The organism is Actinosynnema sp. NPDC023794, assembly GCF_040639675.1.
Taxonomy (GTDB): Bacteria; Actinomycetota; Actinomycetes; order Mycobacteriales; family Pseudonocardiaceae; genus Actinosynnema; species Actinosynnema luteola.
On record NZ_JBFAFR010000015.1, the window covers coordinates 42,045 to 63,524 of the forward strand.

A 21,480-nucleotide genomic window follows, 5' to 3' on the forward strand; every position below is an offset into this window, starting at 1 on the left:
GACGGGCATGCACCGAGAGGTCGAAGTCCTGATCGTCGGCACGGGCTTCTCCGGCCTGGGCATGGCGATCGAGCTGAAGCGGGCGGGGCGGCGCGACTTCGTCGTGCTGGAGAAGGCGGGCGACCTCGGCGGCACCTGGCGGGACAACTCCTACCCCGGCTGCGCGTGCGACGTCCCCTCCCACATGTACTCGTTCTCGTTCGAGCTCAACCCGCGCTGGTCGCGCATGTTCGCCCGGCAGCCGGAGATCTGGGACTACCTCAAGCGGGTGGCCGAGAAGTACCGGCTGCGCGAGCACATCCGGTTCAACAGCAAGGTCGGCGGCGCGCGGTGGGACGAGGACGCGAAGGTCTGGCACGTCGCCACCGAGAACGGCGACACCTACACCGCGAAGTCGGTGGTGGCGGGCGTCGGCGCGTTGCACATCCCGAACATCCCGACCCTGCCGGGCATCGAGGCGTTCCAGGGCAAGACCTTTCACTCGGCCGAGTGGGACCACGACTACGACCTGCGCGGCAAGCGGGTCGCCGTGGTCGGCACGGGTGCGAGCGCGATCCAGTTCGTGCCGCGGATCGCCGACGAGGTCGGCCGGCTGACGTTGTTCCAGCGCACGCCGCCGTGGATCATGCCCAAGATCGACCGGGACATCACCACGTGGGAGCAGAAGCTGTTCCGCGCGTTGCCGTTCACCCAGCGCCTGTACCGCGACTTCGTGTACTGGACGCGGGAGTCGAGCGCGCTCGGCTTCGCCGTGAACCCGAAGATCATGGAGTTCGCGCAGAACATCGCCAAGCGGCACATGCGCCGCCAGGTGCCGGACGGGGCGTTGCGGGCGAAGCTGACGCCGGACTACACCATGGGCTGCAAGCGGGTGCTGATCAGCAACGACTACTACCCGGCGCTGGGCAAGCCGAACGTGGACCTGGTGACCGACGGCATCGCCGAGGTGCGGGCGAACAGCGTGGTGGACCGGGCCGGGGTCGAGCACGAGGTCGACGTGATCATCTACGGCACGGGGTTCCACGTGGTCGACTCGTTCGACTACCTCGACGTCACCGGCAAGGGCGGTGTCGACCTGGCCAAGCAGTGGCGTGAGAAGGGCATCGAGACGTACTACGGCATCACGGTCTCGGGCTTCCCGAACTTCTTCTTCCTGCTCGGCCCGAACACCGGGCTCGGGCACAACTCCGTGGTGTTCATGATCGAGTCGCAGATCCGGTACGTCCGGCAGTGCCTGGAGCTGCTCGACCGCCACCAGGCCGACGAGCTGGACGTGCGGCCTGACGTCCAGGCGAGGTTCAACCGGCAGTTGCAGCGCAAGCTGTCCAGGGGCGTGTGGACCGAGGGCGGCTGCAAGAGCTGGTACCTCGACGCGCAGGGCATCAACCGCACGGTCTGGCCGGGCTTCACCTGGCGCTACTGGATGCGCACCAAGACCGTCCGCGCCGAGGACTACACCCTGACCCGCGCCCGCCGCACCCGCGTCCCCGCGTGACCCGAACGGAGAACTCGGGGTACCTGAGCGTTCGACACGCGGGCGCTGAACGTTCGACACGCGCGTGTCGAACACTCAGGTACCGCGTGTCGAACGCTCAGGACCGGTGAGTTCTCCGTTCAGGACGCTCAGGCGGTGACGCCGGCGGCCTTGGCGCGCTCGGCGCGCAGGCGGGTCACGTCGGGCAGGTCGAGCGGGCCCGGCTTGACGCCCGTGGCCCACTCGATCAGCAGGTCGGCGATCTGCGGGTTGCGCGGCAGCACGGGACCGTGCAGGTAGGTGCACAGGATCCGGCCCTGCACCGCGCCCTCCACCGAGCCGTCGTTGCCCGTGCCCACCTTGACGTGCGCCAACGGCCGGGCGGACGGCCCCAGGACGGTGCGACCCTGGTGGTTCTCGAACCCGGTCAGCAGGCCCTCGAACAGGCCGTCGGCCGGGGTCGCGATCACCTCGCCGATGGCCCGGCTGCCGCCCGCGTGCGACGTCGAGTCGATCAACCCGAGGCCGGAGTGCGTCACCTGGTCGGCCCGGGTGAACGACTCGCCGAAGATCTGGATCCCCGCGCACACGCCGAGGATCACCGCGCCGCGCGCCGCCGCGCGCTGCATCCCCGGGTGCTCCCGCAGGTGCCGCACGGCCAACGTCTGCGCCGTGTCTTCACCGCCGCCGACCACGTAGATGTCGCACGACTCGGGCACGGGCTCGCCGAACCGGATGTTCACGATCTCGGCGGAGATGCCCCGCCACGTCATCCGCTTCTCCAGCACGACCGCGTTGCCGAAGTCGCCGTACGTGCCGAGCAGGTCGGGCAGCACGAGTGCGATCTGGACCTTGCTGGTGCTCACTGGGCGGCCCTCGCGTTCAGGTCGCGGAATGCGGTGTAGTTGGCGATCACCTCGACCGGACCGGGCGGCATGGCGTCGATCGCCAGCAGCGGGTCCGGCACGATCGTGTGCTCGACCTCGGCGTACGTCAGCCGCACGGCCAGGTCCGTCGCCCGCTCGCCGGACGCGATCACCTGCCGCCCGCGCAACCGCTCGAACGGCACGTCCCACAGCCACGACAGGTCGCGGCCGTCGGCCTCGTGCGCGTTGATCACGAGCACGGCGGGGTGGTCGGCCTCGCGCACCACGGTCAGCGTCTCGCTCCACCCGGCCGGGTTCTTCGACAGCAGCAGCCGGGCCCGGTGCCCGGACCGCTGGATCGTCCGGTACCGACCGGCCACGTTGGACACCGCGCGCAACCGCTGCACGGCCTCCTCCACGGGCACGCCGAGCGCGGCGGCGGCGGCCGCGGCCATCACCGCGTTGGCCTGGTTGAACTTGCCGGGCAGCCGCAGCGCCAGCTCCACCTTCACGCCGTTGGGCGTGACCAGGTACCCGTCGCCGGTCACCCACTGGGGCCGCGGCCGGGACAGGTCGCACCCGGTGCAGTGCCAGTGCTCGCCCTCCCAGCGGATCGGGTCGCCGCAGCGCGGGCACGAGGCGGCGTCGTTGTGCCAGCCCGTCCCGGTGGCGACCCACACCACGTTCGCCGAGTCGCGGGCCGCCGACGTCACCATGATGTCGTCGCAGTTGGCCACCACGACCCCGGTCACCGACGTCAACGCCGTGCGCAGCGACTTCTCGATGGTGCGCACCTCGCCGACCCGGTCGAGCTGGTCGCGGCTGAGGTTGAGCAGCACGGCCACGGCGGGCGCGGCGGCGCGCACGACCTCGGGGAAGTACCCCTCGTCGACCTCCAGCACCGCGAACGGCGCGTCGGGCTGCTTGGACAGCGCGGTCACGTGCCCGTCGGGCATGTTCGCGCCACCGTGGTTGGTGGCGACCTCGCCCAGGAACGACACGGCCCGGCTGAGCATCATCGTGCTGGTCGTCTTGCCGTTGGTGCCGGTCACCAGGGCGACCGAGCGACCGGACGTCAAGTGCGCCAGGGCCTGCGGGTCGAGCTTCAGCGCGACCCGGCCGCCGATCATGCCGCCCGCGCCCAGGCCCATCTTCTGCGACAGCTTGGAACTCATGTTGCCCAGTCGCACGGCCGCCGCGGTGCGCAGCGGCAGGCGGGCTGGGTCTGCACCTGGAGTGTTCGGCAAACCGACTTCCCGGATCTGTCAGGGGAGGGAGATCCCCCGATGCTACCGGTGCCGCTGGTGGTCCAGCTCCCGCAGGGTCCGGATCAGGTCCACCGTGCTGAGCTGGCACAACTGGGCCATGTACTCCAGCGCGGGCAGGTCGAGGTGCACCTCGGGCGGCTGGCCGGGCACCAGGTGCGCGAGCCTGCCCTGCGCCCAGCGCCGCAGCGGCATCAGCTGCGGCCGCGGATCGGCGACGACCGTGGCCAGGTCGACCGAGAGGTGGCCGGCGGGCGCGTCACCGAACACGCGTTCGTGCACTCGGGCGAGCACCTGGTGCGCGGGCACGCCCAGCGCGACGCAGATCTCCACCAACCGGGTCACCGAGCACTGGCGGGTGCCCAGCTCGTACGTGGCCAGCGTTTGCAGCGAGATGTCGCTCTGCAGTCGGCGGTTGAGTTCCTTGCGGGTCCATCCGCGCTGCTTGCGAAGGCTGCGGAGCTCATCACCGAGCACGCGTTGGTACGCCGCTGTGTCGATCTGCACCGTCGATCCTCCAGTCCGCTGGGGCCCCGGCAGACCCCACGCAGATGGAAAGCGCGACAGGACGGTTGCTTACGCGGGTTGTCCGATTTATCGCCCGATCGGGCTAACGAGTGGTACCGAAAGTAGCATCTCAGCGCTTCAAGGCGCTGGTGACGGCCGTTTCGACCGGCCCGAGGAACTGTGGATCGGGCTTGGCGACGACGCCGTCCCACATGGCCTTGCCCGCCGCGAACACCTCCCGGAAGTGCCCGTAGGCGGTGGTCGACACCCGGTCGGACGTGTCGTGGCCGACGCCGAACGCGTCGAGGCCCGCCGAACGGCACAGCGCCACCGCGCGGGGCAGGTGGAACTCCTGGGTCACCACGGTCAGCCGCTCGACGCCGAAGATCCGCTTCGCCCGCGTGCACGAGTCCCACGTGTCCAGGCCCGCGTAGTCGGCCACCACGACGTCCGCGGGCACGCCGCGCCCGATCAGGTAAGTGCGCATCGCGGTCGGCTCGTCGTACTCGGTCCGGCTGTTGTCGCCGCTGACCAGCAGCACCTGGACCTTGCCGCGCCGGTACAGGTCCGCGGCCACGTCCAACCGGCCCGCCAGGAACGGCGTCGGCGTGCCCGACCTGGTCAGGCCCGCACCCAGGACCAGCGCCACCGGCGCGTCCGGCACGTCGGCCGCGTCGTGCCGGTAGGCGGCGCTACTGGTCCGCACCCACACCCACGGCGTGGCCGCGAGCACGGCCAGCACGCCGAGCGCGATCAGCACCCGCTTCCAGGGCACCCGTTCGACGAAGCTCCCCACGACTACCCCCGAGTCGACGATCAGTTCACGCAGCGCACCCCGTCCGCCGTGATCGGCGGTTCGGTCGTCGTGGTCGTGTCCGGTTGCTGCTGCCGCGCGCCGTCCAGGCCGACCAGCCGGTCGCCGGCGAGCGTCTGCGTGCCCGGCCCGGAGTAGTCCGCGCCGACGAACACGCGGACGTGACCGGCCGGGATGGTGTCGTCCTGCTCGATCTCGAGCCCGCCGAGGGACTCGGCGACGGCCTCCGCGCCCGCCTCGCCGCCCACGCCGTAGCGCACCACGGACGTGGCCATGGGCGTGGCGTTGTCGGCGCCGCCGTCGGTGTACCGCTCGGCCACCAGCGCCTGGAGCACCCGGCCGGCCAGCCCGGGCGAACCGGAGGCGTTGCGAACCTCGACGGTCACCGACGCCTTGTCGACGGCCGGCGCGGTGGTGCCGGTGGTGTTCGGGTCGGCGTTGAGGTTCTTGAAGAACTTCTTCACCTCGCGCTCGTTGACCTCGACCGCCAAGCCGTCCTCGGGCGTCTCCAGCTCGGGGTTGCCGGTCGGGATCGTCTCGAACTTGAGGTTGCCGCCGGTCAGGTCCTTCATCTGGGTGGCGAACTGCAGCACGTTCCAGTCCTTGTCCAGCACGATGGACTTGGTCAGCGCGTCGATCAGGGAGCGGAGCTTGCCGGGGTCGGACAGCGTGCCGGCGGACAGGATCTGCTTGGCCAGGCCCGCCATGAACACCTGCTGGCGCACGATCCGGTCGAGGTCGCCGCGCAGCAGCCCGTACCGCTGCCGGACGAACGCCAGCGCCTCGCGGCCTTGGATCTTCTGCGGCCCGGCGGCGAAGTTCGCGCCGGACATGTTGTCGCGGGTGGCCTGGTTCAGGCACACGTCCACGCCGCCGACGGCCTTGGTGATCTCGTAGAACCCGACCAGGTTGATCTCGGCGTAGCGGTCGATGGTCACGCCGGTGAGGTTCTCGATGGTCCCGATGAGGTTCTTCGCGCCCGCCTGCCGCGACTGGACCTCGAGCTGCGCCGGGTCGGTGACGCCCTCGCGCTCCAGCTTCGCGATCGCGTCGTTCTTGCCGTAGCCGTACGCAGAGTTGATCTTGTGCCGCCCGTAGCCGCCGTCGATCTGCACGTAGGAGTCGCGCGGGAACGACACCGCGACCGCCTTGCCGCCGTCGTTCGGCACGTGCATGAGGATCAGCGTGTCGGTGTTCAGGCCGCCGTCGTTCTCGTTGCCCGCGTGCAGCTCGTTCAGGATCTCCTGGGGCAGCGGGTTGCCCTTGGCGTCGGTGCGGCTGTCCATGCCGACCATGAGGATGTCGACCGAACCGTCGGCGGGCTTCTCGCCACCGCCTTCGTCGCTGATGACGTCCGTGGTGGCGATGTCGCTGAGCAGCGTGTTCAGGTTCGCCCACGCGTAGCCGGTGCCCAGCAGCACGGCGACGGAGAACAGCGCGAGGAGCGACCGCCCGAAGATCGCGCTGCCGGACGTGCCGCGCTCGGGCGGGCGGCGACGCGGCGGACCGGTGCGGCCGGCGGGCGGGCGGGGGCGTCGGCCGGTGGGACGTTGAGCCGGGGCGATCCGCTGCGGGTCGGCCGGGCGCCTGCCGTCGGCGTCGCGCTCGCCGGGACGACGGCCGGCCGCCGGTCGGGGACGTTCGGACGCGGGCCTCGGGCGGCCGGGTTCGCTGCCTGCCCGCGCACGCTCGTCCCTGGGCGCGTTCGGCCGGGGCCGTTCACCCGACGAGGGGTCGGTCACCGGGCGTTTCGGCCGCTCACCGGGCACGCGTCCGCGTTCGCCGGCCGGGCGGTCCGGCTGGCCGGGCGCGCGTCGCCCACCGGTCGGGCGCTCGGGCCCGCGCGGCGGCGGGTCGAACCGCCCCCCTGGCTCGGAGCGCCGTGGCGGCTCCTGGGCGCGCGGCGGCTGACCTGCGTGGGGGCTCCGAGGGGGAACGGGTCGCCGGCGGAACCCATCGGGTTCGCCTGGCCTCGGCGGCCGGTTGTCCACTCCCACTCCTCCCATGTACCCGGGTTCGTCCCAGTGGACGCATGGCGGGCCGCCCAGGTTGCCACCAGCGTCGCACAGCGCGTTCGCCGGACGTGGTGATACCGGTCCGCGGGCGGGCTGACCAGGTCGGTTACCCGATTGTGAGGTCCGCGGTCCCGCGTTCGTAGACTGCCACCGTGCTGACCATGCAGGATGCGCTGCTCGCGCTGACCAGGTACTGGACCGAACGGGGCTGCGTCGTCGTGCAGCCGTACAACACCGAAGTCGGCGCCGGTACGTTGAACCCCGCCACCGTGCTGAGGGTGCTGGGTCCGGAGCCCTGGCGCGTGTCCTACGTCGAACCGAGCGTTCGGCCCGACGACGCGCGGTACGGCGAGAACCCGAACCGACTGCAGACCCACACCCAGTTCCAGGTCATCCTCAAGCCCGACCCGGGTAACCCCCAGGAGCTGTACCTGGGCAGCCTCGAAGCGCTCGGCATCGACGTGCGGGCGCACGACGTGCGGTTCGTGGAGGACAACTGGGCCTCGCCCGCACTCGGCGCCTGGGGCCTCGGCTGGGAGGTGTGGCTGGACGGGTTGGAGATCACCCAGTTCACCTACTTCCAGCAGGCGGGCGGCATGTCGCTCGACCCGGTGTCGGTGGAGATCACCTACGGCATCGAACGCATCATGATGGCCCTGCAGGGTGTCGACCACTTCAAGGACATCTCCTACGCGCCCGGCATCTCCTACGGCGAGGCGTTCGGCCAGGCCGAGTACGAGATGAGCCGCTACTACCTCGACGACGCCGACGTGGAGGCGAACAAGCGGCTGTTCGAGGAGTACGCCTCCGAGGCGCGCCGGATGCTCGACGCGCGGCTGCCCGTGCCCGCGCACAACTACGTGCTCAAGTGCTCGCACGCGTTCAACGTGCTCGACGCGCGTGGCGCGATCAGCACCACCGAGCGGGCCCGCGCGTTCGGCCGGATGCGCGGCCTGGCCCGCGAGGTCGCCGGGCTGTGGGCGGCCCGCCGCGAGGAGCTGGGCCACCCGCTCGGCCTGGCCGAGGTGCCCGCCGCGGCGACGCTGCCGGACACGTTCGCCGAGGTCACGGCCCCGAGCACGCTGCTGTTCGAGATCGGCGCGGAGGAGCTGCCGCCCGCCGAGGTGACCCGGACCGTGGAGGCGGTCGGCAAGGCCGTGGCGGACAAGCTCGGCGCGACCAGGCTGGCGCACGGCGCGGTCGAGGTGCACGGCACACCGCGCCGGGTCGTGGTGCTGGTGCCCGACGTCGCGCCGCGCGAGCCGGACGCGGAGAAGACCGTGCGCGGTCCCCGCGTGTCGGCCGCTTTCGACGCCGACGGCAACCCGACCAAGGCCGTGCAGGGCTTCGCCCGCGGCCAGGGCGTGGACGTCGACGCGCTCGGCCGCGTCACCGAGAACGGCGTCGAGCACGTCGCCCTCGTGCGCACGGACCCCGGTCGCGGCGCGGTGGAGGTGCTCAGCGGGCTGCTCGGCGAGGTGGTGTCCGAGCTGCGCGCCGAGAAGAACATGAAGTGGAGCGACCCGAAGCTGTCGTTCACCCGCCCGATCCGCTGGCTGCTCGCCCTGCTGGGCACGACACCCGTGCCGGTCGCCGTGTCGTCGCTGGCCGCCGAGCCGAAGACCCGCGTGCACCGCACCGCCGCCACGCCCGTGGTCGACGTGCCCGCGGCGGACGGTTACCTGGAGTTCCTGGCCGGGCACGGCATCGACGCGTCGGCGCTGCGGCGACGTGACGCCATCGTGGCCCGCGCCGAGGAGCTGGCCGCGTCCGTGGGCGGGGTCGTGGACTTCGAGGGCGTGCTGGACGAGGTCACGAACCTGGTCGAGCGGCCGACGCCCATCCTCGGCTCGTTCGAGGAGCGCTACCTGGAGCTGCCCGCCCAGATCCTCACCACCGTGATGCGCAAGCACCAGCGGTACCTGCCGGTGCGCGCCCAGGACGGCTCGCTGCTGCCCCACTTCGTGGCGGTGGCGAACGGCGAGGTGGACGTCGACCTGGTCCGTGCGGGCAACGAGGCCGTGCTGCGCGCCCGGTACGAGGACGCGGCGTTCTTCTGGCGTGCCGACCTGCGCACGCCGTTGGAGGACATGAAGGCCGGGCTGGAGAAGCTGACGTTCGCCGACAAGCTCGGTTCGATGGCCGACCGGGCGGGCCGGATCGCGGCGCTCGCGCGGCGGCTCGCCGAGGAGGTCGGCGCGGCCGACGAGACCCTGGCGCGCGCGGGCGAGCTGGCCAAGTTCGACCTCGGCTCGCAGATGGTGATCGAGCTGTCGAGCCTCGCCGGCGTGATGGCCCGCGAGTACGCCGAGCGGGCGGGGGAGACCCCCGAGGTCGCGCGGGCGCTGTGGGAGATGGAGTTGCCGCGCTCGGCGGGTGACGCGGTGCCGTCGTCCACGCCCGGCGCGCTGCTGTCGCTGGCCGACCGGTTCGACCTGCTGGCCGGGCTGTTCGGCATCGGGGCGAACCCGACGGGCAGCTCCGACCCGTTCGGGCTGCGGCGGGCGGCACTGGGTGCGGTGAGCGTGCTGCGGGCGTTCCCGGACCTGAAGGACATCACGCTGACCAAGGCGCTGGCGCTGGCCGCCCAGGAGCTGGAGGTGTCGGCGGAGGCGCTGGACACGGCTCGCGAGTTCGCCGTGCGGCGGTACGAGCAGCAGCTGCTCGACGCCGGGCACGACCACCGGTTCGTCAACGCCGTGCTGCCGCTGGCCGACGCGCCCGCGGTGGCCGACACGACGTTGGCCGAGCTGACCGGGCTGGCCGGCGACCCGGACTTCGCCGCGCTGGTGGCGGCGTTGCAGCGGGTGCGGCGGATCGTGCCCGCGGACACCGTGGGCGAGTACGACCCGGAGGCGCTGGTGGAGCCCGCCGAGGTGGCGTTGCACAAGGCGCTGGCCGACGTGCCCGCCGGCGTCACGGGGCTGGCCGCGTTCGTCGCCGCCGCGAACGGGCTCACCGGGCCGGTGAACACGTTCTTCGACGAGGTGCTGGTGATGGCCGAGGACGCCGACGTGCGGCGGGCCAGGCTGGGGCTGCTGGCCGCGATCCGCGACCTGGCGGCGCCGGTGCTGGACTGGCAGGCCCTGGGCACCGCGCTGGGCTGAGGGACCCGTGCACGACGAAGATCCCGGCTCGCCGGCTCGCCGGAGGGCGGGGATCTTCGTCTGCCGCTACATGTCGCGGTTGTCTTCGCTCGTCAGGAACTGGGCCGGCGACGGCGAACTGGCGACGGCGAGGTCCGGCGTGACCTGTTCGGCGGCGGCCGGCCCGGCGCCCAAGGCGAGCAGTGCCGCGGCGATCGCGGCCACCAGCGCTGCGGGGACGATTCTCACGCTGTTCTCCTCACACACCCGGCCAGGGTTCGGCACGCGACACCATCGCACACAAATCGTCCGAACGGGAGTCCCCTTTCCGCACTTGCGGGCTGCGTGACCAATCGGGTGCGGAGCGTGATAAGTACGCTCTGTAACGCTCCGACCTGCGGCTTCGATGTTCCGGGAAGGTCAACTGTCCGAATGGGGCAGACCATTCGGAGCTGCGGGGTTGCTACGTCTTGACGAACCCGCACCCGGAGGGATGGAATTCCGGGACATTCCGTATTTCCCGGGTCCACGTCGATGTGCCCGTGCAAGGGGTTGGCGAATGCGAAGGCTAGTCAGAGCCGTGTCCTGCGGTCTCCTCGTCCTGTTCGCCGCCGGCTGCGGCACCGCGGTCGACCCGCTCGCGCCCCCGACGGGCAGCCGGGCGCCGCGGCCGGTGGTCGGCGTGATCCTGCCCGACCGGTCCTCGTCGGACCGGTGGGAGGAGCAGGACCGGCCGCTGCTGCTCCAGGCGCTGAGCTTCGCGGGCATCGAGGGCGTGATCGAGAACGCGGACGGTGACGAGGCCAGGTTCGCCAGCATCGCCGACGAGATGATCGGGCGCGGCGTGAAGGTGCTGATGACGACGCCGCTGAGCCCCGAGGGCGGCGCGGCGGTCGAGCGCAAGGCGCGGGACGCGGGCATCCCGGTCATCAACTACGACCGGATCAGCCTGGGCGGCCAGGCCGACTACTACGTCTCGTTCGACAACCTCAACGTCGGCGAGCTGCAGGCCGAGGGGCTGCTCAAGTGCCTCGGCGAGAAGCAGGGCGCGCGGATCATCGAGCTGCAGGGCGCGCCGACGGACAACAACGCCACCCTGTTCTTCGACGGCCAGCGCCGCAAGCTCGGCCCGAAGTACGACACGGGCGCGTTGAAGCTGGTCGACAGCAAGCCGATCGACAAGTGGGACCCGCTGATCGGCAAGGCCGCGTTCGAGCAGATGCTGTCGGCCAACGGCGGCGCGGTGGACGGCGTGGTCGCGGCCAACGACGGGCTGGCCGGCGCGGCGATCGAGGTGCTCAAGGCCAAGGGCCTGGCCGGCCGGGTGCCGGTGACCGGCCAGGACGCCACGCTGGAGGGCCTGCGCTCGATCCTGCGCGGCGAGCAGTGCATGACGGTCTACAAGCCGATCCGGGACGAGGCCGAGGCGGCGGCGCGGCTGGCCATCGCGGTGGCCCGCGGCGACCTCAGCGGCGCGGACGACCTGGCCACCGGCAACACCCGCGACCTCGTGGCGAAGCGGGACGTGAAGTCGGTGCTGCTGGGCGCGGACCTGATCACCCGGGACAACGTGCGCGTGCTGGTGGCCGAGGGCGTGGTCAAGCACGCGGACCTGTGCGCCGGCGACACCGCGGACGACTGCGCCGAGCTGGGCATCCTGACCAACTAGGCGCCCGCGCACCGGACTAGCCCTCCTCGTCGTGCCGCCCGGAGATGAACTCCTGCACCCGGATCTTCACCCGGATCAGCGGCTGGCGGATGCGGGCCTCCCGGCGGTACGCCCGGCGCAGCTTGCGCGAGCCCTCGGTGTACCGCCAGCGGGCCCACGGGGAACCGGGGCGGGCCAGCCGCAGCGCGCCGATCTCCGGCAGCACGGGTACCAGCAGCCCGATCAGCCCGGTCCACACCTTGCCCTTGAGCAGCGCCACGATGGCGAACCCGAGGTGGACCAGGATGATCAGCACGCGCACGGCCACGCCCTCGCCGTAGAACTCCTCGTAGCCGAGCGGACGGGCGCCGAGCAGGAGCAGGCCGGTCATCCCGATGGCGAGGAACACCGCGTCCACCGAGAGCCGGCCGTCCTTGGTCCAGTACACGTCGCGCAGGTGCAGCAGCAGGGCGAACTCGTCGAGCACGAGGGCCGCGCCGACGCCGAGCAGCGCCGCTGCGGCAACCCGCACCCCGTGCTGGTCGTCCGGCACGGCCAACCCGATCACGCCGCCGAGCAGCATGAAGACGGTGCCGAACACGACGTGGTGGATGTGCGTGCCACCGGGGGTGAAGTTGCCCGGCCACCAGCGCACCTTGGCCCTGATCAGGCGGACGCTGATCCGGATGAAGACGAAGGTGAGCACCAGGCCGAGGAAGAAGAACAGCAGCCGGGACTGGGGCAGGTGGAGCGCGTACACCACCCCATCTTCACCCGGCAGGGCTACTTGAACCTGATGCCGCCCTGGATGTCGCCCGCCTGCACGACGTTGCCGTGCACCGTGCCGGAGATCTGGTTGGTCACCCGGCCGGTCTGCGTGACGGCGTGGTGGGCCCGAAGCTCCGCGCCGAAGGCGGGATCGGCCTCGATGGTCCGCTCCAGCATTTCGCTCAACGCCCTGACCTGCGGCGAGTCCTCGGGTGCGCCTTCGGCGGCGGTGAGCGCCGCGGTGGCGACGGGATCGTCCGCGAACTTCGCGCGGACCAGCTCGTACAGGCCGGCGACGGCCCGCGTGGCGAGCGACGCGGCGATGGAGACCAGCATCGGTTCAGGCATCGGAGACCCCCTGTGATCGCGACCTCGCCCACGGTAGCAGTGCGACTCGCCGCATTCTTACGCTCGACTGCCGGCGGGATCTCGTGGTTGACTGTCTTCGGTCGTACCTTTCTGTGTTCGTGTTCCACCACGCTCGCGGAACGGAGTTGCGGGCGCCGAACTTTCCTCGCCAGGAGGGGCCGGGGCCCTAGCTGACCCGGTGGTCGCAAGCGCGATCCGGCACCTGTTAGAGGAGAAGTAGCAAGATGGCAGTTCAGGGCACCGTCAAGTGGTTCAACGCGGAGAAGGGCTTCGGCTTCATCTCCCCGGACAACGGTGGCGCCGACGTGTTCGTGCACTACTCGGAGATCCAGAGCAACGGCTACCGCACCCTGGAAGAGAACCAGCGGGTGGAGTTCGAGATCGGCCAGGGCCAGAAGGGCCCGCAGGCGCAGACGGTTCGACCGCTCTGACCTAATCCGGGTCACCACCAGGACCTGGATCTTTTCGGGCCGCCACACCTCGCAGCAGCGGGGGGTGGCGGCCCGAATCGTCGCTCAGGTGATCAGCGCGGGGGCCTGGTCGGCCTGCCCGCCGTAGACCCGCTTGCCCACCAGCCGGGCGTCGTCGAAGACGAAGAACGCCGTCGTGCGCACCCGGTAGGCCCGCCCCGTCGGCTCCTCGCCGCGGAGACTGCGCTGGTGGGTGCCCCGCAGCTCCAGTTCGACGATCACGGCGTCGTCGGCGTGGTGCAGCTCGACCAGCGTGCTGCGCTGGTCCGGGAACGCGTCGCGGACGTGCGCGTAGTAGCCCGCGACCTCGGCCCGGCCGTCGAACACCTGACCGGTCGCCACGATCTCGCACCGCGGGTGGTCGAAGGCGCCGACGGCGGTGTCGAACTCGTGTTCGTTCTCCGACTCCAGGTGCTCCAGCACGATCGCCTCCCGCAGGGCCCGCAGTGCCTTGGACGCGGTCATGCGCGCGATTCCCTCCGGTTCGTCGGTAGCTGACGACGAAACACGCAGTGCACCCACCAGTCAAGACGGCATCCTCGCCGAGTGGTCCCGATCGGGCGCGCGTTCACCCGTCGGGCCGTGCGCGCGACGTCCGGTCGGAGTGGTCGTGATTGGTGCCATTGCCGGTGCTGCCCGACCGGCTACCGGACGCGGTTAATCGTTTACCCGGGCTTCGCCGGTAAGGCGGTGGTGAACACCCACCGCCTTACCGCGATCGCTCACGGGCGCATTTCGTATGCGCCGGACAGCGCCGCCACCTTGCTCCAGACGCGTTCGAAGCGGGCTTGGTCGACAACGGGCTTGCGGACCTGCTCGACGGCCCAGCGCTGCTGCGCCTCGGTGGACGACGCCTTGCCGTGCAGCGCGACCGCGTAGGCCGAGAAGTCGCGCACCAGGACGTCGAACACCTGGTCCAGCACGTCGGTGTCCAGGTCGGTGATCCGGGCCTGCTCCAGCGCCAGCTGGCCGTAGACGACCAGCGTGAACAGGTGGCCGAGGTTGAGCAGGAAGTCCAGGTCCTGCTGCTGCTCCTCGTCCGGCGCGGCGGTGGTGAGCAGGGTGCGCAGCGCTCGGGCCTGCTCGTGGAAGCGGGCCACGTTGGGCACGTGCGCGTGCTCGCGGTAGGCGGTCTCCCAGTCCTGGAACGTGACCTGGCCGAGGCCGCGGGCCGGTCCCTGGCGCCAGAAGAACTCGTCGTCGGCCGGGTCGTGCCTGGTCGGGACGTCGGCGTAGGCGGTGGGCCGGAACAGGTAGTTCGGCATGAACTTGAGCACGAGGGCGAGGTTGACGTGGACCGTGCCCTCCAGCTTCGGCAGCGCGCGGATGTCGCGGGCGGCCATCGAGAAGTAGGTGTCCTTCTCGAAGCCCTTGGCCGCGATCACGTCCCACAGCAGGTCGACGACCCGTTCGCCCTCGCTGGTGACCTTCATCTTGGTGATCGGGTTGAACAGCAGGTAGCGGCGGTCCTCGGGGGAGGCGCTGCGGAAGTAGTCCGCGGCGCGGTCGGCGAACAGCTTCATGGCGACCAGGCGCGCGTAGGCGTCCACGAAGTTCTGCCGCACGTGCGGGAAGTCGGTGACCCGCTTGCCGTACAGGACCCGGTTGTGGGCGTGCGTGATGGCCTCGTAGAACGCGTGCTCGTCGATGCCGATCGAGGCCGTGCACAGGTTGAACTTGCCCACGTTGACCGTGTTGAGGGCGGCGCTGAACGCGTCCGGGCCGGTGTGCAGGACGTCGTCCGGGGACACCGGGTAGTCGTCCAGGTGGAACTCGCTGACGAACATCTGCGAGTCGACCACGTTCTTGACCAGCGTGAACTTCTCGTGCTGCGAGTCGACGGCGAAGAACACGTACCCGTCGGGGCCCTCGACGTCCGCGCGGCGGCCGAAGACCGACACCATGCCGGCCACGTTGCCGTTGCCGATGTAGTACTTCCCGCCGGACGCGGTGAAGCCGGTGGCGGTGGGCGTGAGGACCATGTCGGTGGAGTAGACGTCGGCGCCGTGCTCCTTCTCGGACAGCCCGAACGCGAACACCGAGCCCTGGTCGAGGAGTTCGGCGGCCTTCTTGCGGGCCACCGCGTTGTCGCTCATCCAGATCGGGCCCAGGCCCAGCACGGTGACCTGCCAGGCGTACCAGTACTGGAGGCCGTAGAAGGCGAGGACCTCACTCAGCGCGGCGTTGCGGGCGGCGTCCCAGCGCTTGGCGGGGTTGCCGTCGGCCTCGGTCGCGGGCGTGCAGAAGGTCGCGAACAGCTTCTCGCGCGCGACGAAGTCCAGGAACTCCGTGTACCAGACCTTGGCCTGGTCGTCGGCGATCAGGCGGCGCTTGCCGCGCTCCTCGAACCAGTCGACGGTCGCGCGCAGCAGGCGGCGGCCCTCCGCGTCCAGGTGTCCGAAGTCGTAGGTGTTCGGGTCGAACAGCACCGGGGTTCTCCCTTCGTCGCCGCCGCACGCTACCAGTCGGTAACTTCGCCGGCTCCTCGCGCTCGGGGTGCGAGGTCGCGTCGATCGTCCGTCTCCCGGGCGACCGAGCCGCCGTCTGCGGAGCGGCGGCCGAAAGACTAGTGTGCTGCGCGTCACAAGCCGAGGAGTTGTCATGAATCTGCTCGCCATCGGCACCCGCAAGGGCCTGTGGCTCGCGACCAGTGAGGACCGCACGTCGTGGAGCCTCAGCGGACCGCACCACCCGATGACCGAGGTCTACGCGATCGCGATCGAGGACCGCCGGGACCGGCCGCGGCTCCTGGTCGGCACGAGCAGTTCCCACTTCGGACCGACCGTCCTGACCAGCGACGACCTCGGCGTGACCTGGGAGGAACCGGATCAGGCGCCCATCGCGTTCCCGGCGGACGCCGCGCTGGAACGGGTGTGGCAGCTGGCGCTCACGCCCGACCCGGAGGTCGTGTACGCGGGCACGCAGCCGTCGGCGTTGTTCCGCTCCGAGGACGGCGGTCGGACGTATTCGCTGGTGGAGGGCTTGTGGAAGCACCCGCACCGCGAGCTGTGGGGCGAGGGGTTCGGCGGGCAGGCGATCCACACCGTGCTGCCGGACCCGGTCGACCCGCTGCGGCTGATCGTGGCGATGTCCACCGGCGGCGTGTACCGGACGTTCGACGGCGGGTCGTCGTGGAAGCCGGGCAACACCGGGATCAAGGCGTACTTCCTGGCCGACCCGTACCCGGAGTTCGGCCAGTGCGTGCACAAGGTGAGCCGGCACCCGTCCCGGCCGGAGCGGCTGTTCCTCCAGAACCACCACGGCGTGTACCGGTCGGACGACGCGGGGGAGACGTGGACGTCGATCGCGGACGGCCTGCCCGCCGACTTCGGCTTCGCCGTGGTCAGCCACCCGCACGACCCGGACGTGGTCTACACCTTCCCGCTGACCGCGGACGGCGACCGGTTCCCGCCCGGCGGGCAGTGCGCGGTGTACCGGTCGTCGGACGCGGGGTCCTCGTGGGAGGCGTTGCGCGCCGGGCTGCCGGACGGCTTCTGGACGGCCGTGATGCGTGACGCGATGTGCACGGACGCGGCGAGCCCGGCCGGCGTCTACTTCGGGTCGCGGTCGGGCGAGGTGTACGCGAGCGCCGACGAGGGCGCCGGCTGGCGGCGGATCGCCGAGCACCTGCCCGACGTGCTGTGCGTGCGGGCGGCTGAGGTGTGACGTGCGGGTGCTCGTGCTGATCCCCGGGCCGCTCCGCCGGACGGCGGGCGACCAGGCCAGGCTGGAGGTCGACCTGCCCGAACCCGCCACGCTGGGCGCGCTGCTCGACCACCTGGCCGCGCGGTACCCGTTGCTGGACCGCAGGTTGCGCGACGAGCGGGCCGGGCTGCGCCGTTACGTGAACTTCTACGTGGACGGGGAGGAGTGCCGCCGGCTGTCCGGCGCCGACACCTCGTTGCGCCCGGACGCGGAGGTGCGGATCCTGCCGTCGGTCGCGGGCGGTTAGGGCTTCGCGAGCCGCCGGTACAGCGGGCGCAGCTCGTCGGTCACCGAACGGCCGTCCACGACGAGCGGTTCGAGCTGGTCGAGCAGCGCGTCCGGGCGCCTCGTGGTCGGCTCGACGACGTCCGGCACGACCTCGGCGACCTTCGGGCGTGCCCAGAAGGTCTCGAACGAGTCCTCCCGCGGTCCCTGAGGCGTCGAGGGCTCGGCGGGCGGGATGGGGGCCCGCAGGTCGCGCAGCCGGTCGAGCAGGTCCTCGCGGGACCTCCCGCGCCAGGCCAGGATCTCGAACGGGTCGGTGTCGAACGACTCGGCGAGCAGGTAGCAGGTGGCGGCGAGGTGCTTGCACGGCACTTCCCAGTCCGGGCACGTGCAGTCCATGTGCAGCTCGCGCATCGTGCTCGGGAAGAGGGCGAGGCCGAGGTCGGCGAACACGTCCTCGATCTCCGGCGGCATCTCGCCCGCCAGCAGCTTGGCCGCGAAGATCGCCCGGTCGGCCAGCGCGTGCTCGATGCGCCGCCAGTCGTCGTCGGTGAACTTCCGCACCCCGATCCGCGCCCGGTACGGCTCGGGACGCGTCCCGGTCACCAGCGCCACCACCAGGCTGGACGACAGGGACAGGCTCATCACCTGGCCGGTGCGCGCGTACGCCCGGCCGCGGGCGAGGCGGGCGGCCATGCCGAACGACTCCAGCACCTCCAGGAACCGGCGCGACCACCACGTCTGCGCGATGTCGCCCCGCTTGCTGCGCAACGTGAGGCCGCCCTCGACCCGGATCGGCCGCGCCGGCGGGTGGTACCCGTGCCAGTCAGCCACCGACGGCCTCCCCGGACAGGGCGAACAGCTCGCGCAGCTCGCCGGTGGACATCTCGGTCAGCCAGTCCTCGCCCGCGCCGACCACGAGCTGGGCCAACCCGCGCTTCTCCTCGATCATCCGGTCGATCCGCTCCTCCAGCGTGCCGACGCAGACGAACTTGCGCACCTGCACGTGGTTGCGCTGGCCGATGCGGAACGCCCGGTCGGTGGCCTGGTCCTCCACGGCCGGGTTCCACCAGCGGTCGAGGTGGATCACGTGGTTGGCGGCGGTCAGGTTCAACCCCGTGCCGCCGGCCTTCAGCGAGAGCACGAAGATCGACGGGCCGTCCTGCGCCTGGAACCGCCGCACCATCTCGTCGCGCTGCCGTTTGGGCGTGCCGCCGTGCAGGTAGAGGACTTCGGTGTCGAAGCGGGCGGCCAGGTGGGGGACCACGAGCGAGCCGAAGGCGGTGAACTGGGTGAAGCACAACGCCTTGTCGCCGTCGGCCAGCGCTTCGTCCAGGACCTCCTCCAGCCGGGCCAGCTTGCCGGAGCGGCCGGCGACGCGCGAGCCGTCACCGAGGAGCTGCGCCGGGTGGTTGCACACCTGCTTGAGGCGGGACATCGTGGCCAGGACCAGGCCCTTGCGCTTGACGCCCTCCGCCTCGGCGATCTTGGCCAGCATGTCGTCCACCACGGCCTGGTAGAGCGTGGCCTGTTCGGCGGTCAGCGTGCACAGCTGCTTGACCTCGATCTTGTCCGGCAGGTCGGTGATGATCCGCGGGTCGGTCTTGAGGCGGCGGAGCACGAACGGACCGGTGATCCGGCGCAGGCGGACGGCGGCGTCCTCGTCGTGGTGGCGTTCGATGGGCACGGCGAAGCGGGCGCGGAACGTGTTGACCGTGCCCAGGACGCCGGGGTTGACGAAGTCCATGATCGACCACAGTTCGGCCAGCCGGTTCTCCACCGGTGTGCCCGTCAACGCCACGCGGTGCCGTGCGGGCAGGGCGCGCACGACCTTCGACTGCCGGGTGGCGCTGTTCTTGATGTTCTGCGCCTCGTCGAGGACGACCCGGTCCCAGCTCACGTCGGAGAGCTTCCCGGCGTCGCGCGCGACGACCGCGTAGGTGGTGATGACCAGGTCGCAGTCGGTGTCGAGGGCGCGGTCCGCGCCGTGGTAAACGCGCACCTCCAGGCCGGGGGTGAAGCGGGCGGCTTCGCGTTGCCAGTTGCCGACCACCGACATCGGGCAGACCAGCAGCGTCGGCAGGCGGGCGCCGTGCGCGCGGTTGTGCGCTTCCAGGGCCAGCAGTTGGACGGTCTTGCCGAGGCCCATGTCGTCGGCCAGGCACGCGCCGAGGCCGAGCCGGTCGAGGAACGCCAGCCAGGCCAAGCCGCGCTGCTGGTAGGGCCGCAGTTCGGCGACCAGGCCGCTCGGCTGCCCGACCGGCTCCAGGTGGTGCTCGACCTCGCCGGAGAGCAGGTCGCCGAGCCAGCCGGTGGCGCTGACGCCGTTCAGCGGCAGTGGCAGGTCGGCGTCCTCCGGGTGCAGGCCGGAGTGCAGCAGGACCTGCGCGGCGGTCATCTGCCCGCCGCCGCGCTTGAGGAAGGCGAGGCCCGCGGCGAGGCGTTTCGGGTCGACGTGCACCCACTGGCCGCGGACCCGGACCAGCGGCACCTTGGCCTCGGCGAGGGACTGCAGTTCGGCCTCGGTCAGCCGTTCGTCGCCGACGGCCAGTTCCCACTTGTAGTCGACCAGGACCTTCAGCCCGAGTTCGCTCTCCTTCGCCACCTCACCCGCCGTGCCGCGACTGGTGGCGTTGAGCCGGAGCCCGAGGCGCTGGGGTTGACGCCACCACGAGGGCAGCATCACGCCGAAGCCGGCCTCCGCCAACACCGCCGCGTGCTGGAGGAAGTCGTACGCGCCTTCGACGTCCAGCTCCAGCTCCACCGGCCGGCGGGCGGAGAGCGCCCGGTCCAACGCCGGGTAGAGCCGACCGGCCCGCCCCAGGTCGCCGAGCAGCACGTCCTCCGGCCGACCGACCCACCGCCGCAACACGGCGTCCTGCTTGTGCCACAGCTGTTCCGCCGTCACCACGACGCTGGGCTCGTCCACGGCCTGGAGCAGGAACTCGACCCGCCACCCGTCCTTCGCCATGCCGCCCTGGTCGGGCGAGCTGAGCCGGAAGCAGGTCCGAACAGGACTCTCCTGCAACCCGTTGGCCCGCCAAGCCCCCACCTTGGCCCGCAACGCACCCACTTCACCGACCACGCGCGGTTCGTCCACCAACGCGTTCAGCCACTGCCCGACCATCCCGTCCCCGCCGGGCCGCGCACCTCGCAACGCCACCCTGACCTCGCGGTCGACCGCGCGGTCCAGCACCTCCTGGACCAGGTCACCAGGCCCGTCGGAGCCCAGGAACGACGGCGGCGCGCTCGCCCGCAAAGCCGCGAAGCGCAACGCGTCCACCCCGGACAACGCCGCCCGCCACCTCGCGCACCCGTCCCCGTCCAGCGAAGGCAGCACCCGTCCCCGCCGAACCAGCTCCCGCCCGAACTCGAGGACGTCGATCAGGAACTTCCACGAAGCCCCACCCCGGCAGTCCGGTGGCAGCGACCCGGCCACCCCCTCGACCCACGCAACCGGAACCACCCACTCCCGCCAGCGCAGAGCTCCCCGCCGCCCACCGACGGCCTCGCGGACCAACTCGGGCGAACCGACCGGCCCACCGGCGTAGGAAGGCAACCGAACGGAAACCTCCCCGAGCACCCCACCGACCAACCGCGCGAGCCCTTCCCCGCCAACCGCGAACGGATGCCTCACCGCCCGCCGAGGCAACCGCCCACCAACCCGCTCCGGCAAGAGCGAATCCTCCACCCAAACCCCAACCCGCCCGCCACCCACGCCCAACGCATGCAGCACCAACACGAACAGCACTATGCGCCTACCGCCACCTCGTCCCCAACCCACCCCCACCCAGCCGACCACCAACAGCACCACCTACCACCGCCCCACTGCCCACTCCGCACCACGCCCCGCCGTAACCCTTGGGCCTTGGACGACCGGAGCGCCGCGTGGGCCTGCGGGCATGGTGGGGCGGGCCGGGCAGGGGCCGTGGCAGGCCGGACGGGGTTGGACCGGGCGGCCTGCCGGTGGAGGTTGGTCACTGGGGTTGGCGGGACCTCCGGCGGGCCAGGGTGGTGACGCCGACGGCGGCCAGGCCGACTTGGAGGGCCAGTTCGATCCAGTCGATGCCCGAGGTGTTCGAGACGCCGATGACGGACGCCGCGAAGGTGCCCACCAAGGCCGCCGCGATACCGACCAGCAGCGTCATCACCATCGAGATCTTCTGCCTGCCCGGCACGACCAGCCGCCCGAGGCCACCGACGACCACGCCGATGAACAACGCCGAGATGAGCCCGGTGATCTCCACGAGAGGTCCTTTCCTCGCCCT

Annotated in this window: 19 protein-coding genes; 6 read left to right on the forward strand and 13 right to left on the reverse strand. The window is 71.3% G+C overall.

Features of this window, described 5'->3' with window-relative positions; genetic code table 11:
* Positions 1-7: 7 nt before the first annotated feature.
* Positions 8-1,495, forward strand: a complete 1,488-nt coding sequence (locus AB0H12_RS27095) for a flavin-containing monooxygenase (RefSeq protein WP_499626443.1) — start codon at positions 8-10, stop codon at positions 1,493-1,495.
* A 128-nt stretch (positions 1,496-1,623) separates the two neighbouring features.
* Here the strand turns inward: AB0H12_RS27095 and AB0H12_RS27100 are convergent, their stop codons facing one another.
* From AB0H12_RS27100 to AB0H12_RS27120, 5 genes are all read right to left on the reverse strand, one after another.
* Complete coding sequence (locus tag AB0H12_RS27100; protein WP_499626445.1) at positions 1,624-2,340, reverse strand: type 1 glutamine amidotransferase; 717 nt, start codon at positions 2,338-2,340, stop codon at positions 1,624-1,626.
* Positions 2,337-3,515 carry a Mur ligase family protein gene (locus AB0H12_RS27105; protein ID WP_499626447.1) on the reverse strand — a complete coding sequence of 393 codons (1,179 nt, stop codon included), beginning with the start codon at positions 3,513-3,515 and terminating at the stop codon, positions 2,337-2,339. The genes AB0H12_RS27100 and AB0H12_RS27105 overlap by 4 nt, the downstream gene beginning before the upstream one ends.
* 114 nt (positions 3,516-3,629) lie before the next feature.
* Positions 3,630-4,112 (reverse strand): helix-turn-helix domain-containing protein, encoded by a 483-nt coding sequence (locus AB0H12_RS27110; RefSeq protein WP_230566023.1) that lies wholly within the window; start codon positions 4,110-4,112, stop codon positions 3,630-3,632.
* 130 nt (positions 4,113-4,242) lie between these two features.
* Entirely contained in the window at positions 4,243-4,908 is a 666-nt protein-coding gene (locus AB0H12_RS27115; RefSeq protein ID WP_499626448.1) for a SanA/YdcF family protein, read from the reverse strand.
* Positions 4,909-4,928: 20 nt separating this feature from the next.
* Positions 4,929-6,668 (reverse strand): LCP family protein, encoded by a 1,740-nt coding sequence (locus AB0H12_RS27120; protein WP_499626450.1) that lies wholly within the window; start codon positions 6,666-6,668, stop codon positions 4,929-4,931.
* A 434-nt stretch (positions 6,669-7,102) separates the two neighbouring features.
* Between AB0H12_RS27120 and AB0H12_RS27125 the strand changes: the two genes are divergently transcribed.
* Complete coding sequence (locus AB0H12_RS27125) at positions 7,103-10,048, forward strand: glycine--tRNA ligase (protein ID WP_499626692.1); 2,946 nt, start codon at positions 7,103-7,105, stop codon at positions 10,046-10,048.
* A gap of 66 nt (positions 10,049-10,114) precedes the next feature.
* Here the strand turns inward: AB0H12_RS27125 and AB0H12_RS27130 are convergent, their stop codons facing one another.
* On the reverse strand, positions 10,115-10,276 hold the full coding sequence (locus AB0H12_RS27130; protein ID WP_230566020.1) for a hypothetical protein: 162 nt from the start codon (positions 10,274-10,276) through the stop codon (positions 10,115-10,117).
* Positions 10,277-10,586: 310 nt separating this feature from the next.
* Between AB0H12_RS27130 and AB0H12_RS27135 the strand changes: the two genes are divergently transcribed.
* The gene (locus AB0H12_RS27135) at positions 10,587-11,696 is read left to right on the forward strand and encodes a sugar ABC transporter substrate-binding protein (RefSeq protein ID WP_499626453.1); all 1,110 of its coding nucleotides are present in this window, start codon (positions 10,587-10,589) and stop codon (positions 11,694-11,696) included.
* A gap of 16 nt (positions 11,697-11,712) precedes the next feature.
* Here the strand turns inward: AB0H12_RS27135 and AB0H12_RS27140 are convergent, their stop codons facing one another.
* Positions 11,713-12,435: a hypothetical protein gene (locus tag AB0H12_RS27140; RefSeq protein ID WP_499626455.1), complete on the reverse strand. Its 723-nt coding sequence runs from the start codon at positions 12,433-12,435 to the stop codon at positions 11,713-11,715.
* 23 nt (positions 12,436-12,458) lie between these two features.
* Positions 12,459-12,791, reverse strand: coding sequence for a hypothetical protein (locus tag AB0H12_RS27145; protein ID WP_499626457.1), 333 nt, complete (start codon positions 12,789-12,791; stop codon positions 12,459-12,461).
* A gap of 245 nt (positions 12,792-13,036) precedes the next feature.
* On the opposite strand from AB0H12_RS27145, the gene cspE reads away from it, so the two are divergent.
* Positions 13,037-13,243, forward strand: a complete 207-nt coding sequence (cspE, locus tag AB0H12_RS27150) for a transcription antiterminator/RNA stability regulator CspE (protein WP_053717138.1) — start codon at positions 13,037-13,039, stop codon at positions 13,241-13,243.
* Between the two features lie 84 nt (positions 13,244-13,327).
* Here cspE and AB0H12_RS27155 read toward each other — a convergent pair whose 3' ends face one another.
* A complete protein-coding gene (locus AB0H12_RS27155) occupies positions 13,328-13,747 on the reverse strand; it encodes an ester cyclase (protein ID WP_499626459.1) in 420 nt (139 codons plus the stop codon).
* Between the two features lie 257 nt (positions 13,748-14,004).
* Positions 14,005-15,711 carry an acyl-CoA dehydrogenase family protein gene (locus tag AB0H12_RS27160; RefSeq protein WP_499626460.1) on the reverse strand — a complete coding sequence of 569 codons (1,707 nt, stop codon included), beginning with the start codon at positions 15,709-15,711 and terminating at the stop codon, positions 14,005-14,007.
* Between the two features lie 172 nt (positions 15,712-15,883).
* On the opposite strand from AB0H12_RS27160, the gene AB0H12_RS27165 reads away from it, so the two are divergent.
* Both AB0H12_RS27165 and AB0H12_RS27170 read left to right on the forward strand, forming a co-directional pair.
* The gene (locus AB0H12_RS27165) at positions 15,884-16,948 is read left to right on the forward strand and encodes a WD40/YVTN/BNR-like repeat-containing protein (RefSeq protein WP_499626462.1); all 1,065 of its coding nucleotides are present in this window, start codon (positions 15,884-15,886) and stop codon (positions 16,946-16,948) included.
* Between the two features lies 1 nt (position 16,949).
* Positions 16,950-17,234, forward strand: coding sequence for a MoaD/ThiS family protein (locus AB0H12_RS27170; RefSeq protein WP_499626463.1), 285 nt, complete (start codon positions 16,950-16,952; stop codon positions 17,232-17,234).
* Here the strand turns inward: AB0H12_RS27170 and AB0H12_RS27175 are convergent.
* The 3 genes from AB0H12_RS27175 to AB0H12_RS27185 all read right to left on the reverse strand — a co-directional run bounded on the left by AB0H12_RS27175 (position 17,231) and on the right by AB0H12_RS27185 (position 21,459).
* Positions 17,231-18,046, reverse strand: coding sequence for an SWIM zinc finger family protein (locus AB0H12_RS27175; protein WP_499626464.1), 816 nt, complete (start codon positions 18,044-18,046; stop codon positions 17,231-17,233). The two genes, AB0H12_RS27170 and AB0H12_RS27175, sit on opposite strands and share 4 nt — an antisense overlap.
* A complete protein-coding gene (locus tag AB0H12_RS27180) occupies positions 18,039-20,678 on the reverse strand; it encodes a DEAD/DEAH box helicase (RefSeq protein WP_499626466.1) in 2,640 nt (879 codons plus the stop codon). The genes AB0H12_RS27175 and AB0H12_RS27180 overlap by 8 nt, the downstream gene beginning before the upstream one ends.
* 511 nt (positions 20,679-21,189) lie before the next feature.
* Positions 21,190-21,459: a GlsB/YeaQ/YmgE family stress response membrane protein gene (locus AB0H12_RS27185; protein ID WP_499626468.1), complete on the reverse strand. Its 270-nt coding sequence runs from the start codon at positions 21,457-21,459 to the stop codon at positions 21,190-21,192.
* Positions 21,460-21,480 lie beyond the last annotated feature (21 nt).